The following is a 17572-nucleotide window of genomic DNA, read 5'->3' as shown; positions in this document are numbered from 1 at the left end:
GCGCGCGGGCAGATCGGCGGCGACCACCGCGAGCGATGCCGGGATGACCAGCGCCGCACCCACGCCCTGCACCGTGCGTGCCGCGATGAGCGTCCCGCCGCTGTCCGCGAGGGCGGCGGCCAGCGAGGCCGCGGTGAAGACGACGATCCCCGCCGCGAGGACGACCCGCCGGCCGAGCAGATCCGTGAGCCTGCCCCCGGCCGGAAGGAGCGAGCCGAAGCTCAGTACGTAGCTGGTGGCCACCCACTCCAAGTCGGTTACGGTCAGGTCGAGTTCGCGCTGCACGGTCGGCAGGGCGACGTTGATCACGGTGTTGTCGAGCGTCGTGATGAAGCCTGCCAGGGCCAGCATCGCCAGCAGAGCTGTCAGCCTGCCCCGGCCCACGTGCGGCTCCCCTCGATCGCGATGCGGTGGTGCACTCGGTCGTGCTGCGGTTCCGCTGCCGGATTCTCCGGGGTCGCCGCGGGCGGTGGCTGCTGCCCGCGACGCCGAATCGGGCACGGGGACTTGTCAGTGAAGTGACAGAGAGTGTCAGACGATCTGTCAGCAAGCCGTCTTACTCAGTGGTCACATCCGGGCGGAACCTGGTGCACCGCTCATCCGGTCCCCCGCAACGCCCGTCCCGGTCCCCGCGCTGTCCAGTTGGAGCCGCCATGCCGTCCAGGCCTCAGACCCCGCAGCAGCCCCAAGGCCCGCTGCTGACCGACCACTTGGCGCACTGGGCCGCCGAGCGTCCGCACCAGCGCGCCTTCACCCATGTGGAGTTTCCCGAGCCGTCGTCGCCCGGCCTGCACCACACCCTCGGCTGGCAGGGCCTCGACGTCCGCGCCCGTGCGCTCGCCGGGCGGATCGCGGCGAGCGCGGGCCCCGGCGAGCGGGCGGCCCTGCTGCTTCCGCAGGGCCTGGACTACACGGCGGCGTTCCTGGGCTGCCTCTACGCGGGCGTGATCGCGGTGCCGCTGTTCGGCCCCGAACTCCCCGGTCACGAGGGCAGGCTGGCCGCCGTCCTCGCCGACTGCGAGCCCGCGTGCGTCCTCGCCGACGAGCGCACCGCCGGCGCGGTCTCGCGGTTCATGACCGAGCAGGGGCTGCCGCCGGTGCCGGTGGTCCTGGTGGACCGGCCGGGCGGAAGGACCGATGCCGCCCTCGGCGAGCGGCCCGACGCCGTGCTCCCGGAGCGGATCGCACCGGACGACATCGCCTACCTCCAGTACACGTCCGGCTCCACGCGCAGCCCCGCGGGCGTCGTGATCAGCCACGCCAACGTGGTGGCCAACGCCCGCCAGGCCATCGACGCCTTCGAAGCCGAGGCGACGCGCAACACCACGGTCGGCTGGCTGCCGCTCTTCCACGACATGGGCCTGGTCCTGAGCGTGGCCGCGCCGGTGGTCGGCGGCTTCCCCTCGGTCCTCATGGACCCGGTCGCCTTCCTGGAACAACCGGTGCGCTGGCTGCGGCTGCTCGCCTCGTATCCGGGGACGATCAGCGCCGCCCCCAACTTCGCCTACGACTACTGCGCGAGCAGGATCGACGGGGACGAGGTGGCCGAACTGCGCCTGGACCGCGTCAAGGTCCTGATCAACGGCAGCGAACCGGTGCGCCCCGGCACGGTCGACCGCTTCCGCGACGCGTTCGACGACGCCGGCCTCGCCCCCGAGGCGCACTGCCCGGCGTACGGCCTGGCCGAGGCCACCGTCTTCGTCACGACCGACACGTTCGCCGCACCGCCCACCGTTCTGGCGTGCGATCAGCTCGCCCTGAGCGAAGGCAAGCTCGACGTGCGGGAGCCGACGGACCCTGATGCCACCCATTTGGTTGCCTGCGGCACCCCTGCGGGACAAGAACTGCGCATCGCCGATCCGGCGACCGGAACCGCACGCGGTCCGGGCGAGGTCGGCGAGATCCTGCTGCGCGGCCCCAACATCGGCCTTTGCTACTGGAAGCGCAGCGGACTGTCCGAGGAAGTGTTCGGCTTCCGCGCGCCCGGCACCGCGGACGACGACGGTGCGGCCGGATGGCTGCGCACCGGAGACCTCGGCGCGCTGCACGACGGGCGTCTCTACGTCACCGGACGCCTGAAGGACCTGATCATCGTGGACGGCCGCAACCACTACCCGCAGGACATCGAGGAGACCGTGCAGGCGGCCGTCGACCTCGTGCGCAGGGACCGGCTCGCCGCGTTCTGCGTGCCCTGGACGGGTACGGAGACCGACGTCCTGGTCGTGGTCGCCGAACACCGGCGCGGCGCCGAGCCCACCGAGCAGGACCTGCTCGCCGCACAGCGCACCGCCACGGCCGCCGTATCGGCCCGGCACGGACTGCGCCTTGCCGAACTCCTGCTCATCGCGCCGGGCTCGCTGCCCCGCACGAGCAGCGGCAAGGTCGCCAGGGCCGCGGGCCGCGCACGCTATCTGCTCGGCGCCTTCGGCGAGGGGAGCCGCAGCGGCGCGAAGGACGCACGATGAGCGCGGTGGGCCAGGCGGAGATACGGGCCGCGGTCGTCGAGAGCCTCAGCGCCTGGTACGGCCTCGCGGCCGGGGAGATCACCGACGACCGCCCGCTCGCGGAACTGGGCCTGACCTCCCGTGACGCGGTCGTCCTCACCGCACGCCTCAGCGACCTCGCGGGCACCCGGCTGCCGGCGACGCTGCTCTGGGAGGCGCCGACGATCGGCGCGCTCATGGAGCGGGTGGAGCGCGGCGAACCGGAGCACGGGGGTGCGCCGCCCGCTGCGGCGGGCGCCGGTGGGCTCTGCGCGGAGGGCGATGCGACGAGCGCGGGAGCGGGCGCGGCGCCGGTCGCCGTCATCGGCGTCGGGTGCCGGCTGCCCGGCCACGTCACCTCGCCCGCCGCCTTCTGGCGGCTCCTGAGCGAGGGCCGCGACGCCGTGGGCACCGTCGGCGACGACCGCTGGGCGCCCTTCGTGCGCGAGGGGATGCGCCTGCCGGAGGACATCAGCAGGCACGGCGGCTACCTCGGGGACGGCAGTACCGACGCCGTGGCGGGCTTCGACGCGGAGTTCTTCGGCATCGGCGCGGACGAGGCCACCGCCATGGACCCGCAGCAGCGCATGCTCCTGGAGGTCGTACGGGAGGCCGCCGACCACGCGGCACTGCCCGTGCCGTCCCTCGCGGGCACCCGTACCGGAGTCTTCGTGGGCATCAGCGGCAACGAATACGCCCATCTCACCACCGCGGACCCCGGGTCGGTCGGCGCCTGGACCCCGCCGGGCGCGGCCCTGAGCATCGCCGCCAACCGCCTGTCCTACCTCCTGGACCTGCGCGGCCCGAGCATGGCCGTCGACACGGCGTGCTCCTCCTCGCTCGTCGCCGTGCACCACGCGGTACGCAGCCTCGGCGCGGGGGAGAGCGACATGGCGCTCGCCGCCGGGGTGAACCTGCTCCTGGCCCCCGCGGTGACCCTCGGCTTCCAGCGGGCGGGGGCGATGGCCGCGGACGGCCGGTGCAAGGCGTTCGACGCGTCGGCCGACGGCATGGTGCGCGGGGAGGGCTGCGGCGTCGTCGTGCTCAAGCGCCTCGCGGACGCCGAGCGCGACGGCGACCGTGTCCTCGCGGTCATCGAGTCCACCGCCGTCAACTCCGACGGCCGCTCCAACGGACTGACGGCCCCCAGCGCACAGGCCCAGCGCACACTCCTGGAAGAGAGCCACGGCAGCGGGTCCGCGACCGTGGACTACGTCGAGGCGCACGGCACGGGCACCGCTCTGGGCGACCCGATCGAGGCGTCCGCCCTGTCGGCGGCGCTCGGGACGGGGCGCGGGCGGGCCGCCGACCAGCCGCTGCTCATCGGCTCGGTGAAGACGAACATCGGACACCTTGAAGCCGCGGCGGGCATCGCCGGGCTGATCAAAACGGTCCTGGCCCTGCACCACGACGAGATACCGCCCCAGCTGCACTTCACCGCTCCGGGCCCGCACGCCGACCTCGACGCACTGGGCCTGCGCGTCGTCACGGGCCCCGAGCCCTGGCCCCGCTACTCGGGCCTGGCGCGGGCCGGTGTCTCGGCGTTCGGCTTCGGAGGCACGAACGCGCACGCGGTCCTCGCGGAACACCGCGCGCCGCGCCGCGCACGCCGGGCCGACGCCGCCCCCGCCGTCGCCCTGCTCGACGACGTCACCGAGGACCGCGTGCGCACGTACGCGGGCGAGCTGGCCGCCTGGCTGGGCGAACCGGCGGGCCGCTCCGTGCGCCCGGCGGACCTCGCCCGCACACTGGCGGGCCGCGCCGGGCGGGGCAGGCACCGGGCGGCGGTGATCGCCCGCGGCCGGGAGGAACTGACCACGGCGCTCGAACGCCTGGCCGCGCGGGAGCCCGACCCGCGCGTGCTGGTCGGGGCGCCCGCGGCCGGGGCGGCGCCCGGAGCGGTGTGGGTGTTCTCCGGGTACGGCTCGCAGTGGGCCGGCATGGGAAGCGAACTCCTGGCGGCTGAACCGGAGTTCGCCGCCGCCGTCGACCGTCTCGAGCCGCTGCTGCGCGACGAGGCCGGTATCTCCCTGCGGGACTGCATGGCCGCGGGCGCCGACCTGACCTCGCCCGCCGTCGTCATGCCCGCTCTGTACGGGATGCAGGTCGCCCTCGCTGAGCTGTGGACGTCGTACGGCTTCGAGCCTGCCGCCGTGATCGGCCACTCTCTGGGGGAGATCGCCGCGGCCGTCGTCTGCGGCGCCCTCGACGCGGCCACCGGCGCGCGCGTCGTCGCGATCCGCTCGCGGCTCCTGGCCGGGCTCACGGGCGGCGCCATGGCCGTGGTGGACCGCCCCGGCGAGCACATCGAGGCCCTGGCCGCCGAATTCCGCACGCTCCAGGTCGCCGTGCATGCCTCCCCGGCGCAGAGCGTGGTCACCGGCTCGGCCGACGACGTGCGCGGGCTCATCGACCACGTCACGGGCCAGGGCGGCTTCGCGCGTTCCCTGTCCGTCACCGGCGCCGGGCACTCGCCCCAGGTCGATCCGCTGCTCGCCGCGTTCGCAGGCGAACTGGGCACCGTGCGGCACGCGCGGCCCGGCTGCCGCCGCTACACCACCGTCCTCGCGGACCCGCGCGACCCGGCGCCCTGCGACACCGACTACTGGGTGGCCAACCTGCGGCGCCCCGTCCGCTTCCGGCAGGCGGTACGCGCCGCCGCCGACGACGGCCACCGGGTGTTCGTCGAAGTGGCCCCCCATCCCACGCAGTTGCATCCGCTGACCGAAACGCTGCGGGAAGCGGGCGCCGAGGGTGCGCTCATCGTCCCGACGCTGCGCCGTGACACGGACGACGCGCTCACCTTCCGTACGTCCCTGGCCACTCTCCTCGTGCAGGGCGTGGGCGCGCCCTCGCTTCCCGCGGCCCGGCAGCGCCTGCATCCGGGTGCGCGCATCGCCGACGTACCGCCCCCGCGCTGGCGCCACCGCCGCTTCTGGGCGGGGGAGGCCCCGGGACCGCACGAGAGGCCACGTGACGAACCGGCGCCCACCCGCAGCACGGGCACGCTCGACCGCCTGCGCGGCTGCGTGGCCGACGTCATGGGCTACAGCGCCGAGCGCATCGACGCCGACACCCCCCTGACCGACCTGGGCCTGGACTCGCTCACCGCGGCACGCATCCGGACCGCGGTGGAGCGGGAGTTCGGGGTGCAGGTGGAGCCGGGGGTGCTGCTGCGGCAGGCGACGCTGCGGGGGGTGGCGAAGCTGCTCCCGGACTCCGGGGCCGCCCGGCGCTCGCGGGACGCAGTCCCCGATTCCCGTGCGGCGGAGCCCTCTTCGCCCCGGGCGGGAGGAAGGGCGGCGGGGGACGGCCCCCTGCGCGTTCTCGCCGACACCGGCGAAGGCACCCCCCTGTTCCTGGCCCATGCCGCGGGCGGCACCTCCGAGGTGTACGCGCGCCTCGCCGAACGCCTGGCCGCATCCCGGCCCGTCTACGGCTTCGACCGGATGGCCGCCCCGGAGGACCTCGGACCCCGCGCGGAGCACTTCGCACAGGGCATCCGCGCGGTGTCGCCCGACGGCCCCTGGATCGTCGGCGGCTGGTCCTACGGCGGTCTGCTGGCGCAGGAAGCCGCGCGGCTCCTGACCCCGCACGGCACCGTCAGGGCCCTGGTCCTCCTCGACTCCGTCCTGCCCCTGCCCGCGCCCCCCGGCCTGACCCCGGTGGAGGAAGTCCACCGCCGCTACGCCGATTTCGCCGCGTACATCGCGCGCACCTACCGCACGCAACTCCCGTTGCCCTTCGAGGAACTGGCACGCCTGGAGGACGCCGAGCAGATCGCGCTGGTCATGAAACTCCTGGAGCAGGCCGTGGACCTGCCCCGGGGGGTGCTCGACCACCAGCGCACCTCGGCCCTCGACCTCCGCAGCGGCGAACGCCACCGGCCGGGCCCGTACGCGGGCCGGACCCTCCTCTACCGCGCCACCGAACCGGCCCCGCACACCGTGCGCGACGTCCGCTACGAACGGGACGACGAAAGCCTGGGCTGGGACGCCCACTGCACCGACCTCACGGTCACCCCGCTGCCCGGCCACCATCTGTCCCTGCTCGACCCCCCGGTCGTGGACACCCTCGCCGCACTCCTCGCCCGCGACCTGCCCGACGCCTGATCCGCGCGCCGGTCCGCCGGCCCGCCCGAGAAGAGGACCGCCCCCATGCCGCAGAAGCACCGCAGACCCCGCAAGAAACTCGCCGCCCTCGCCGCGGTCACCGCCCTGCTCGCCACCGGAGGAGCCCTGGGCGCCTCCACGGCCCTGGGCGCGCCCACCGCGTCACCCGCGGCAGCCAGAGCCGCCGAAGGCCCGCGCGTCGTCGGCGAGAAATGGCTGGACGCCCGCACTGTCGACCTCACCGTTGACTCGCCCGCCGTGGGCAAACAGCTGCCCGTTCGCGTCATCCTGCCCGCCCGCTTCAAGGAACAGCCGGACCGCACCTGGCCCGTGCTCTACCTCCTCCAGGGTGCCCACGACGACTACACCTCCTGGAGCCGCGAGACGGACGTCGAGGAGTTCCTGGCCGACAAGGACGTCATCACCGTGATGCCCGCCTCGGGCCCCACCGGTATCCCCACCGACTGGTGGAACCACGGCAGCTCCTCCGCCCCCGACTACGAGACCTTCCAGGTGGAGGAGTTGGCGGGTCTTCTGCGCGACACCTACCGCGCCAATGGCACCCGCTCCGTCGCCGGCGTCTCGACCGGCGGCTACGGCGCCATGGCGTTCGCCGCGCGGCACCCCGGCACCTTCGGGGCGGCGGCCTCGTACAGCGGAGTCGTGGACACGACGGCCCCGGGCATGCCGACGGTGCTGAACGCCATCGTGGCGCGCGAGTTCCTGCTCCCCTCGGCCCTCTGGGGCAGCCCCCTGCTGCACCGCGAGAAGTGGAACAGCCACAACCCCGCAGCCCTGACCGAGGGCCTGTCCGGAACCAGGCTCTACGTCTCGCAGGGCAGCGGCGTCCCCAGCAGCGACTTCGGCAATCTCGAAGGGGCCGTTCTGGAGGGCACGCTGTGGAACCAGGCGCACGCGTTCGACCGGAAGCTGGACCGTGCCGGCATCCCGGCGACGGTCCACTTCTACAGCGGCGGCTCGCACGCCTGGTCCTCCTGGCAGAAGGAGTTCAAGGCTTCCTGGCCGACGCTGGCGGCGGGCCTTGGGCTTCCCGCCGGGGCGTCCTGACGTCGTCGGCGACGGAGAGGCGGGCCAGCCTGCGCTCGTCCGGCCACCGCACCGCGCTCGCCCACGAGGCCAGCTCGAAGAGGCGTATGAGCCGGGCGCTGGAGTCGAGCTGGCCGCGCAGGACCCCGTGCCGGGCGGACGTCGGATCGGCGTGGTGGAGGTTGTGCCAGGACTCGCCGCCCGAGAGCGGGGCGAGCCACCACACGTTCCCCGAGCGGTCCCTGGCCCGGAAGGGGCGGTCCCCGCTGATGTGGCAGATCGAGTTGATCGACCAGGTGACGTGATGGAGCAGACCGATGCGCACGAGCCCGGCCCAGAAGAAGGCCGACCAGGCGGCTGCGGAGTCCCAGGTGCCCTCGCCCCAGAGCCCTCCCGCCACGGCGGGCGCACCGAAGGAGAACAGCACGATCAGCGGCTGCCAGCGTGCCACCAGGGCCAGATCGCGGTCGGCGAGGAGGTCGGGGACATACTTCTGCTGATTGGTCTTGTTGTTGTTGAACGTCCAGCCGATGTGCGCCCACACCATGCCCTTGAGCAGCGCGCGCACCGAGGTGCCGAACCGCCAGGGGGAGTGCGGGTCGCCCGGCTGGTCCGCGAACTGGTGGTGGCGGCGGTGGTCGGCGCACCAGGTGATCGCGTCGCCCTCGACGGCCATCGTCCCGGCAACCGCGAGGGCGATCTTCAGGGGGCGGGCCGCCTTGAACGCCTTGTGCGTGAACAGGCGGTGGTAGCCGATGGTGATGCCGTGCACGGCGATGGCGTACATGACCGCGCCGATGACCAGATCGTGCCAGGTGACGCCCCATCCCCACAGCACGACCACGGACGCGATCACCGCGACGAAGGGAATGCCGACGAACACCCCCACCACCACCCGGTCTCCTGTGCCCATGCGTTCGCCCCAAGCGGCGGCGCTCGCGCTCTCTTCAGCCATGGAATTTCTCACCTCTCAGTGCGGGTGAGCCGGACATTAGCGACGGAAAGAGGAAGGCCTCTACTCGGAAAGTGATGACTGTGCGAGGGGTCGGTTAGCGATCCTGATGAATTGAAACCGATCTGCTTGTGAGAGACGGACTTCGCCCGCAACGTATATCCGCACCGAACGAACCCGAACCGAACCCGACGAATCCGAACCCCAACCCGAACCACTGGACAGCTGTGCCGAAGGAGGAACGTCATGGATGTGCTCGCAGAGGCAGTCGTAGGGGGAGCCGGCGCGGACGAACTGCGCCGACTTCCCTTACCCGCCGAATACACCGCCGTGCATCTGCGGAGGGAGGACGTGGAGAGTTTCACGGGGGTGGCGGACAAAGATGTCCGGAAAACACTTCACGTGGGATCCGTGCCGATGCCGGAACTTGCGCCCGACGAAGTCCTGGTGGCGGTCATGGCGAGCGGGATCAATTACAACACCGTGTGGTCGGCGATGTTCGAGCCGATATCCACGTTCGCCTTTCTGCGGCATTTCGGTGCGAAAGGCGGCTGGGCCGAGCGGCACGATCAGCCGTACCACGTGGTCGGTTCGGACGCGTCAGGCGTCATCGTCCGGACGGGGGCCGGGGTACGCCGCTGGAACGTCGGTGACGAGGTCGTGGTCTCTCCCGTCTACGTCGACGACGAGGAACCTGCGACCCATGCCGACGGCATGCTCGGCGACTCCCAGCTGGCCTGGGGCTTCGAGACCAACTTCGGCGGGCTCGCGCACTACTGCGTGGTCCGCGCCAGCCAACTCCTCCCCAAGCCGGGGCGGCTGACCTGGGAGGAAGCAGCCGCCAATCCGCTCTGCGCAGGCACCGCCTACCGCATGCTGGTCAGCGACCGCGGGGCGCGGATGACGCAGGGCGACATCGTGCTGATCTGGGGCGCGGCGGGCGGCCTCGGCGCGTACGCCGCGCAGCTCGTACGCAACGGCGGCGGGATCGCGGTGGGGGTGGTCGGCAGTGAGGAGAAGGCGGAGCAGGCCCGCGCCTTCGGCTGCCACGCGGTGATCAACCGCGCCGAGATCGGCCTGACCGGCAGCGCTCCGGCCGATCCGGCAGCGGTCGGCAAGAAGCTCGGCAAGCGGATCCGCGCCGCGGTGGGGGAGGACCCGCACATCGTGTTCGAGCACGTCGGCCGGGCGACCTTCGGGCTGTCCGTCTTCGTGGTGCGCCGGGGCGGCACCGTCGTCACCTGCGGATCGAGCACCGGCTATCTGCACGAGTTCGACAACCGCTACCTCTGGATGCGCCTCAAGCGCGTCATCGGCAGCCACGGCGCCAACCTCCACGAGCAGGCCGCGGTGGCCCGCCTGCTGGACCTCGGCCACATCCGGTCCGCCCTGTCGGTGACGTACGACCTCCAGGACACGGCCGAGGCCGCCCGGCTCGTGCAGTCCAACCGCCACACCGGAAAGGTCGGCGTCCTGGCGCTCGCACCCGAGACTGGTCTCGGCAGGCGGGGCGCCGTATGAGGTCCCCGGCCGCCGGTGCCCGGTCATGAGCCCGTCGGGCCCATGACCGGGGTGGCCGGATCCGGTGCTACCGGGTCAGCGGACCGTCACCTTGAGGACCGGCGAGAGGGCGCCGCCGCCGGCGACGCGCAGCGAGTTGCGGCCCTTCCAGCCGAGCTTGACCCGCATGTTGTACGCCCCGGAGCGCGCGGTGTAGACCGACGCGGGCAGCGCCACCCACCGCTTGCCCTGCAACTGCTGGAGCGTGACGCGGGTGCCGGGCCGCATGTGGCGGGCGACTCCGTAGATGTGGAAGTCCTGCCACGCGCGCACGCTGCTCGCCGTGGACTTCGCCGTCAGGGTGGGCCGCGGGGCCGCGGTCGCGGGAGCCCCTGGCGCGGGGTTTCCGGTCGCTCCGGTTCCGGTGGCTCCGGTTCCGGGAGCTGTGGTGCCGGGAGCGGCGGTGCCAGGAGTCCCGGCTCCGGGGGCGGGCGCGGGAGGCGGGGTCGCGGCGCCGGCACCGGTCGCCGCGGGGCCCGTCAGAACGGCGAGCGCCGCCACTGACGCCACCGACACGTACTTCACCGACGCGTAGTTCAGCTTCAACCGGTTCACGGTCAACTTCTTGTCTCCATCTCTCTGTTGATTTCTCGCTTGGTCGACTTGCCGAGAAAGCTGCGCCAGCCGCCGTCGGGGAGCTGCCCCACTTCGAGCCGGCGCAGCCTGGCGAGGACGGCCGGGTCCTGGACGTCGAGCCAGTCGACGAACTGCCGGAAGGAGACGAGGCGTACGTCCTCCTTCCCGGCGATCCTCTTGAGGGTTTCCTCGACGGCGTCCATGTAGATGCCGCCGTTCCAGTCCTCGAAGTGGTTGCCGATGAAGAAGGGGGCACGGTTCGTCTCGTATGCGCGCCGGAAACCGGCGAGGTACGAACCGGTCGCCTGGGTGCGCCAGCCGGGATAGTTGTACGAGGGTGCCCGCGTCGAATTCTTCGACTGGTTGGCCAGGACGTTGTAATCCATGGAAAGGACCTCGAACCGGTGCCCCGGGAACGGGATCTGCTGGAGCGGCAGATCCCACACCCCGAGGCGTTTCTCCGGCCACCGCTGCAATCCGCCGGGCGACGACGAGTCGTATCGCCAGCCCCGTTCACGGGCCACGGGCAGCAGATTGCCCTGCCCGAGGAGGCAGGGGGTGCGGCCGCCGACGAGTTCCTTGTCGTAGTCGAAAGGCAGCGACGGCAGATCGGTCCAGCCGGTATTCGTGCGCCATTCCTTCACGAAGGATGCCGCCTGGTCGATTTCGCTGTGCCATTGCGCGGGCGTCCAGTTGGCGACGCTTCCGGTGCCGGTGCAGAAGTGTCCGTTGAAGTGCGTGCCGATCTCGTGGCCTTCGAGCCAGGCCTGCCGGACGTACCCCAGGGTCTCCTTGATGTGGTCGTCGCTGAGATAGCCGATGTCGGAGGCGCCGACCGCGTTGTTCGGCGGTCGGTACAGCCGCTTCTTCGACTCGGGCAGGAGGTAGAGCCCGGAGAGGAAGAACGTCATCCGGGCGTCGTGGTCCTCGGCGAGCTTCAGGAAGCGGGGGAAGAGGCCGGTGCCGACCTCGCCCGCGCCGTCCCAGGAGAAGACCACGAACTGCGGGGGTGTCTCGCCCGGCTCCAGGGGGACGGGGGTGTCGGGCTGCTTCGGCTGCTTTCCCGAGTACGCCGTCGAGCCGTCGCCGATCGGTTTCTCCGGCGGCTGCTTCTGCTGCGCGCCGTGCTGGCCGCCGTCCTCGTCGCGCCCCTGTGCCTTCCCCTGACCGGACGGCGAGGGGGAAGCCGAACCGCTGGATCCCCCGTCCTTCGCGCCGCATCCGGCGAGACCCGCGCCCGCTGCCATCGCAAGTCCGAAGCCCAGTGCGTGCCTTCGGCCGACCGAGCGCATAGTCACTCCGTTCACTCGCTTCCTGGTCGAGACATGTGTAGACCGCAGGAAGATGAACGAATCAGATGAATGTATGTTTTTTAACCTTTTTGACCCGAGATGCGTAAGAAGTGATGGACCATCAGGGGGTGTGTGCGGGTCCGTCAGTGGACAAGCCGACGGTCGACGGTGGTGAGTCAGGCAGACCGGCCCCACCGGCGTCCTGCCTGACGTGACCAAGGATGCGCCGGAGCAGCCGGCCCACGAGAGACCGGCCCGCGGGAAACAGGCCCGCGAGAATCAGGCCAACGAGCGGCTCGCGGCCGGCGAGACCTGGCGGGCGCTCTACCGCTACTTCCGCCCGCACCGCGCGGCCGTCGCGCTCGGTGCCCTGTGCACGCTGATCGGCGCGGCGACCGGCCTCGCCCAGCCGCTCGCCGCCAAGGCCCTGGTGGACCGGCTCGGCAGCGACGACTCGATCGCCGGGATCATCGTCCTGCTCACCGCGCTCGTCGTGCTCGGCACCGCCATCGAGTCCGTCGGCGCGTACGTCCTCGAACGCACCGCCGAATCCGTCGTGCTGGCGGCCCGGCGCACCCTCATCGGGCGGCTGCTGCGCCTGCGCCTGCCGGAAGTGGAGCGCACCCAGCCCGGCGACCTGATGTCCCGGATCACCTCGGACACGACACTGCTGCGCGCGGTGACCACGCAGTCCGTCGTGTCCGCGGTCGCGGGCGGCCTCACCTTCGTCGCGACGATCGTGATGATGGGCCTCATGGACGTCGTTCTGCTCGGCGTCACCCTCGGCGTGATCGTGCTCATCGGCGGCGCGGTGGCCCTGGTGATGCCGAAGATCGCGCAGGCGACGGAGCGGGCCCAGGAAGCGGTCGGCACGATCTCGACCGCCCTCGATCGCGCGTTCGGGGCGTTTCGCACCCTCAAGGCTTCGGGTGCCGAGGAGCGCGAGACGGCCACCGTGCAGGCCGCCGCGAAGGAGGCCTGGCGGCACGGCGTGCGGTCCGCCAAATGGCAGGCGGTGGCCTGGAGTTCCGTGGGCCTTGCCGTACAGGTGTCGTTCCTCGCCGTGCTGGGCATCGGCGGCGCGCGGGTCGCGTCGGGCGCGATATCCGTCTCGACGCTCGTGGCGTTCCTGCTGTTCCTCTTCTACCTGATCGACCCCGTGTCCCGCCTGGTCGAGGGCGTCACGCAGTACCAGGTCGGCTCGGCGGCCATCGCGCGGATCGTACGGGCCGAACGCCTGGAGACGGAGGACGTCACCGGGCCCCGGGAGCAGGCAGGGCCTCAAGGGCCCGCCGCCGTCGCGTTCGAGGACGTGACCTTCCGCTACCGGGAGGGCCTTCCGTACGTCCATCACGGCGTGAGCTTCGAGATCCCCGGACCCGGCATGACCGCTTTCGTCGGCCCGTCGGGCGCGGGAAAGACCACCGTCTTCGGCCTCCTGGAGCGCTTCTACGACGCGACGGGCGGGCGGGTCCTCGTCGACGGCCGTGACGTGCGCGCATGGCCGCTGGCCGAGCTGCGCTCCGCCATCGGCTACGTGGAGCAGGACGCGCCCGTCCTCGCCGGCACCCTGCGCGAGAACCTCCTCTTCGGGGCGCCGGGCGCGAGCGACGACGAGATCAGCGACGTGCTTGTGCGGGCCCGCCTCGACGGCCTCGTCGAACGGCTGCCGGACGGACTGCAGACTCTGGTCGGACACCGCGGCTCCCAGCTGTCCGGCGGCGAACGCCAGCGCGTGGCGATCGCCAGGGCGCTGCTGCGGGGGCCGCGCCTCCTGCTCCTGGACGAGGCGACCTCGCAGCTCGACGCGGTCAACGAACTGGCCCTGCGTGACGTCGTCGCCGAGGTCTCCAGGGAGGTGACGGTCCTGGTGGTGGCGCACCGCCTCTCGACGGTGACGCTGGCCGACCGGATCGTGGTCATGGACGCGGGACGGGTCCGCGCGTCGGGCACGCACGAGGAACTGGTGGCCTCCGACCCGCTGTACGGGGAGCTGGCGGCGACGCAGTTCCTCGCGACGGGCGACGACGGCATGATCCGCCCCGGCCGCCGATAACCGCTGGCCGCGCATACGGCTCTGCGGGTTGGATGGCGGCCATGACCAACGGGCGCAGGCGAGCGGAACTGTTCGTGGACGAAGAGCGGGACGAGCGGCTCGCCGCACGGACCACCGGAGACGAGCGGCCCATGCTGGTCGACTTCCTCAAGGCGCAGCGCACGACGCTGGAGCTGAAGTGTGCCGGTTTGGAGGCCGAGTTGGCCCGGCGTTCCGTGGAGCCCTCCACGCTCTCGCTGCTCGGCCTGGTGCGGCATCTGGCCGATGTGGAGCGCCGCTGGTTCCGTTGCGTGCTGGCCGGCCAGGACGTGCCGCTCCGCTTCGGCTCGGACACGAACCCCGACGGGGACTTCGACGGCGCCGCGCCCGAACCCGCCGTGATCGCCGCCGCGTGGGAGGCCTGGCGCGCGGAGGTCGCCTTCGCCGACCGCTTCGTCGCCGGGGCCCCCGACCTCGACGTCGAGGGCCACGACGGTTGGCGCGGCGTGGTGTCGCTGCGCTGGGTGCTCGTTCACCTGGTCGAGGAGTACGCCAGGCACAACGGCCACGCCGATCTGCTCCGCGAGCGGATAGACGGCGCGATCGGCGTGTAGGGGCGGCTGCCGCGGACGCCCTCGTACCCGGGCGACCCCGTATCCGACCCGTACACGGGCCGGTGCGCAGCCGCGGGGCGCCACCGGCGATGATCTTTCCATGAGCCTGAGCGAGATCACGTTGATGTCCGACCCGAGGGTGGCCGCCGTACCGGTCAAGGAGTGCGGGGAGCCTCTGGTGGACGTGCGCGTGGGCGGTGCGCTCCTGGTCGACACCCGCGCCAGGGACAGCGAGGACGCTTTCGCCATGCTGCGCGAAGGCGTCCTCGCCCGCCTCCTGCACGCCCAGACGCTGCTGCCCGACGGCCTGCGGCTCCTGTTCGTCGAGGGCTACCGCCCGCCGTGGCTGCAACGCAGCTACTTCGAGGAGTACGAGGGGCAGCTCAGGGCGCTGAATCCCGCCTGGCCCGCCGAGCGCATCCACGCGGCGGCCAGCCGCTACGTCTCCCCGCCGCAGATCGCGCCGCACAGCGCCGGATCCGCCGTCGACCTCACGCTCGCCGACGCGGAGGGCCGCGAACTCGACCTGGGCACCCGGATGAACGCCGACCCGGAGGAGAGCGAGGTCGCCTGCTACACCGACGCCGGCAACATCACCGCCCGGGCACGCCGCAACCGCGAGATCCTGGGCGCGGCCCTGAGGGAAGCCGGCCTGGTCAACTACCCCACCGAGTGGTGGCACTGGTCCTACGGCGACCGCTACTGGGCCCTGGCCACCGGCGCGCCGCACGCCCTGTACGCGGCGGCGGAGCACGGTTCAGTCCGCTGAGGACGGACGTGTCACCAGGCGCGTGACGAGGTCGTGCCACGCGTCCAGCAGGCGGTCGATCGGCAGGGCGCGCTCGACGAGCAGGTGGTGGACGAGGGCGCTATCGATGGAGCCGAGCAGGGTGTGCGCGAGGAGTTCGATGTCGCCCGTGGCGCCCGCCTGGCGCAGCAGCATCGTGACGTGCGTGAGGCGCAGGCGGTTCGCCGGGACGTCGTAGGTGCGCAGGGGGTCGGTCCGGGAGGACAGGATCAGTTCGTGGTGGTCGCGCTCGTGGCGGATGAGCGCGGGGCCGAACGCGTGCAGGCGCTCCAGGGGCGGGGCGTCGGGGCCCAGCGGGGCCGGGCCGGTGAGGAAAGCGGCCTGGAGTTGCTGCTCGCGGTGGTCGAGCAGGGCGACCAGGAGCCCGGTGCGGTCGCCGAAGCGCCGGAAGACGGTGCCCTTGCCGACCCCGGCCGCCGTGGCCACCGCTTCCATGGTCAGTTGCGCGGCCCCGCATCCGGCCATCAGCTGCGAGGCCGCTTCCAGCAGGCGGGTGCGGTTGCGTGCCGCGTCGGCCCTGAGGGGCGGCGGCTCGCCGACCGGAGTGAGGGCGAGCTCAGTCGCCCCGCCCGGTGTGCCGGGCGAGGAGGGGAGGGGCGGGGGAACGGAGCCGGTCATGGGTCAAGCGTAGCGCTGCTAGCGGCTAAGTGGACCGCGGTCCGAATAGGTGGTACAACTTTAAACGGACCCCGGTCCGCTTGATGCGCAACCCGTATCACCCCGCATGACCCATATGTGAGTCCGTCCGCACGTCTCTCTGGAGTTCCGCCATGTCAGTACGCATCCTCGCTCTCGTCGGCAGCCTCCGCGCCGGCTCCCACAACCGCCAGCTCGCCGAGGCCGCCGCCAAGCACGCGCCCTCCGGCGTGGAGATCGAGCTGTTCGAGGGTCTTGCGGACGTGCCCTTCTACAACGAGGACATCGACACCGAGGGCACTCTTCCGGCCGGAGCGGCCCGCCTGCGCGAGGCGGCCGGCAGCGTCGACGCCTTCCTCCTCTTCTCGCCCGAGTACAACGGCACCATGCCCGCCGTCCTCAAGAACGCGATCGACTGGCTGTCCCGCCCCTTCGGCGCCGGTGCGATCTCCGGCAAGCCGGTCGCCGTCGTCGGCACCGCGTTCGGCCAGTACGGCGGCGTGTGGGCGCAGGACGAGGCCCGCAAGGCCGCGGGCCTCGCGGGCGGCGCGGTCCTGGAGGACGTCAAGCTGTCCATCCCCGCCTCCCTGACCCGCTTCGCCGAGCTCCACCCGGCCGACGACACCGAGGTCGTCCAGGGCCTCGCCGAGGTCGTCACCCGCCTCACCGAACAGGCCGCCCCCGCCGCTGCCTGACCCTTGAGCGGGCGCCACAGCCTCCTTAGCAGGGGACGGTAAAACGCTTTCGTGGCCCGTGGCCGGCAGGCTAGCCTGCCGGCACCACGTGATCCCCGCGATCTGCGTGATCCCCGAGGAGCAGGAATCGAGATGCCCGGTCACTGAGCACGCGCTGACGCCTTAGGCCGACACCGGCCTGCCATCGCGTGCTGCCCGCCGACTTCCGCAGGCTTTGGTCGGGGCAGACCGCGTCGCAACTGGGGGCCCACGCCTGCCAGGTGACGCTGCCGCTCATCGCCGTGGTGGCGCTGGACGTCGGCGCCGATTCTGCTGTTCTCGCTCTTCGCCGGCGCGTGGGTGGACCGCAGGCGCGCTCTCGCGCTGGCCGTGGCCCTCTTCCCGCCGGCGCGCCGGGGACATCAGCTGCCGGCCGAGGACGACATGGCCGCCGGGTGACAGGTGTGGTCCTAGATTGGGCCCCATGGAATCGACGTACTCGACCGAAGTGTCCGGGCACGTGAACGCCCCGCGTGCGGCCGTCTACCAGGCGCTCGTGGACGCGGACGCGATCGCGCGCTGGCGCGTGCCGGTCGGCATGAGCAGCCATGTGCACGCCTTCGACGCCCGCGAAGGCGGTCGGTTCCGTGTCTCGCTCACCTACGACGAACCGTCCGGCACCGGCAAGTCGGCCTCGCACACCGACACGTATCACGGCCACTTCGCGAAGCTCGTACCGGACGAGCAGGTGGTGGAGGTGCTCGCCTTCGAGTCCGATGATCC

14 protein-coding genes and 1 pseudogene are annotated in these 17572 nt (G+C 72.2%); 10 read left to right on the top strand and 5 right to left on the bottom strand.

Annotated elements, in window-relative coordinates; all coding sequences use genetic code 11:
* Positions 1-384: MFS transporter (locus ACQKIP_RS19510; protein ID WP_427743562.1), on the bottom strand; the 384-nt coding region annotated here is incomplete at its 3' end.
* 269 nt (positions 385-653) lie between these two features.
* On the opposite strand from ACQKIP_RS19510, the gene ACQKIP_RS19505 reads away from it, so the two are divergent.
* The 3 genes from ACQKIP_RS19505 to ACQKIP_RS19495 are packed head-to-tail and all read left to right on the top strand — an operon-like array spanning position 654 to position 7663.
* Complete coding sequence (locus ACQKIP_RS19505; protein WP_365865310.1) at positions 654-2465, top strand: fatty acyl-AMP ligase; 1812 nt, start codon at positions 654-656, stop codon at positions 2463-2465.
* Positions 2462-6595 (top strand): acyltransferase domain-containing protein, encoded by a 4134-nt coding sequence (locus ACQKIP_RS19500; RefSeq protein WP_427743560.1) that lies wholly within the window; start codon positions 2462-2464, stop codon positions 6593-6595. Before ACQKIP_RS19505 ends, ACQKIP_RS19500 begins: the two co-directional genes overlap by 4 nt.
* Before the next feature lie 45 nt (positions 6596-6640).
* Positions 6641-7663, top strand: a complete 1023-nt coding sequence (locus ACQKIP_RS19495; protein ID WP_365865307.1) for an alpha/beta hydrolase — start codon at positions 6641-6643, stop codon at positions 7661-7663.
* Here ACQKIP_RS19495 and ACQKIP_RS19490 read toward each other — a convergent pair.
* On the bottom strand, positions 7605-8597 hold the full coding sequence (locus tag ACQKIP_RS19490) for an acyl-CoA desaturase (protein ID WP_365865306.1): 993 nt from the start codon (positions 8595-8597) through the stop codon (positions 7605-7607). The genes ACQKIP_RS19495 and ACQKIP_RS19490 overlap by 59 nt on opposite strands.
* 243 nt (positions 8598-8840) lie before the next feature.
* Between ACQKIP_RS19490 and ccrA the strand changes: the two genes are divergently transcribed.
* Entirely contained in the window at positions 8841-10115 is a 1275-nt protein-coding gene (ccrA, locus tag ACQKIP_RS19485) for a crotonyl-CoA carboxylase/reductase (RefSeq protein ID WP_365865305.1), read from the top strand.
* Positions 10116-10190: 75 nt separating this feature from the next.
* Here ccrA and ACQKIP_RS19480 read toward each other — a convergent pair whose 3' ends face one another.
* Both ACQKIP_RS19480 and ACQKIP_RS19475 read right to left on the bottom strand, forming a co-directional pair.
* The gene (locus tag ACQKIP_RS19480; RefSeq protein ID WP_365865304.1) at positions 10191-10709 is read right to left on the bottom strand and encodes a hypothetical protein; all 519 of its coding nucleotides are present in this window, start codon (positions 10707-10709) and stop codon (positions 10191-10193) included.
* A gap of 2 nt (positions 10710-10711) precedes the next feature.
* The gene (locus ACQKIP_RS19475) at positions 10712-12022 is read right to left on the bottom strand and encodes a hypothetical protein (protein WP_365865303.1); all 1311 of its coding nucleotides are present in this window, start codon (positions 12020-12022) and stop codon (positions 10712-10714) included.
* A gap of 211 nt (positions 12023-12233) precedes the next feature.
* On the opposite strand from ACQKIP_RS19475, the gene ACQKIP_RS19470 reads away from it, so the two are divergent.
* The 3 genes from ACQKIP_RS19470 to ACQKIP_RS19460 all read left to right on the top strand — a co-directional run bounded on the left by ACQKIP_RS19470 (position 12234) and on the right by ACQKIP_RS19460 (position 15440).
* Positions 12234-14078, top strand: coding sequence for an ABC transporter ATP-binding protein (locus ACQKIP_RS19470; protein WP_365865302.1), 1845 nt, complete (start codon positions 12234-12236; stop codon positions 14076-14078).
* Between the two features lie 41 nt (positions 14079-14119).
* On the top strand, positions 14120-14671 hold the full coding sequence (locus ACQKIP_RS19465; protein ID WP_365865300.1) for a DinB family protein: 552 nt from the start codon (positions 14120-14122) through the stop codon (positions 14669-14671).
* A 106-nt stretch (positions 14672-14777) separates the two neighbouring features.
* Positions 14778-15440, top strand: a complete 663-nt coding sequence (locus tag ACQKIP_RS19460) for a M15 family metallopeptidase (protein WP_365865358.1) — start codon at positions 14778-14780, stop codon at positions 15438-15440.
* On the opposite strand, the gene ACQKIP_RS19455 is transcribed toward ACQKIP_RS19460, so the two are convergent.
* Entirely contained in the window at positions 15429-16097 is a 669-nt protein-coding gene (locus tag ACQKIP_RS19455; protein WP_365865298.1) for a TetR/AcrR family transcriptional regulator, read from the bottom strand. The genes ACQKIP_RS19460 and ACQKIP_RS19455 overlap by 12 nt on opposite strands.
* 152 nt (positions 16098-16249) lie before the next feature.
* Here ACQKIP_RS19455 and ACQKIP_RS19450 point away from each other — a divergent pair, with 152 nt between their 5' ends.
* The 3 genes and pseudogenes from ACQKIP_RS19450 to ACQKIP_RS19440 form a co-directional block, all read left to right on the top strand.
* Entirely contained in the window at positions 16250-16810 is a 561-nt protein-coding gene (locus ACQKIP_RS19450; protein ID WP_365865296.1) for an NAD(P)H-dependent oxidoreductase, read from the top strand.
* A gap of 188 nt (positions 16811-16998) precedes the next feature.
* A pseudogene (locus tag ACQKIP_RS19445) lies at positions 16999-17182 on the top strand (MFS transporter); the annotation flags it as partial.
* A gap of 91 nt (positions 17183-17273) precedes the next feature.
* Positions 17274-17572 (top strand): SRPBCC domain-containing protein (locus ACQKIP_RS19440; protein WP_427743555.1); only part of this gene is annotated, 299 nt, incomplete at its 3' end.

Source organism: Streptomyces sp. NPDC059900, assembly GCF_050270335.1.
Classification (GTDB): Bacteria; Actinomycetota; Actinomycetes; order Streptomycetales; family Streptomycetaceae; genus Streptomyces.
This window is presented reverse-complemented; position numbering and strand designations above follow the sequence as displayed.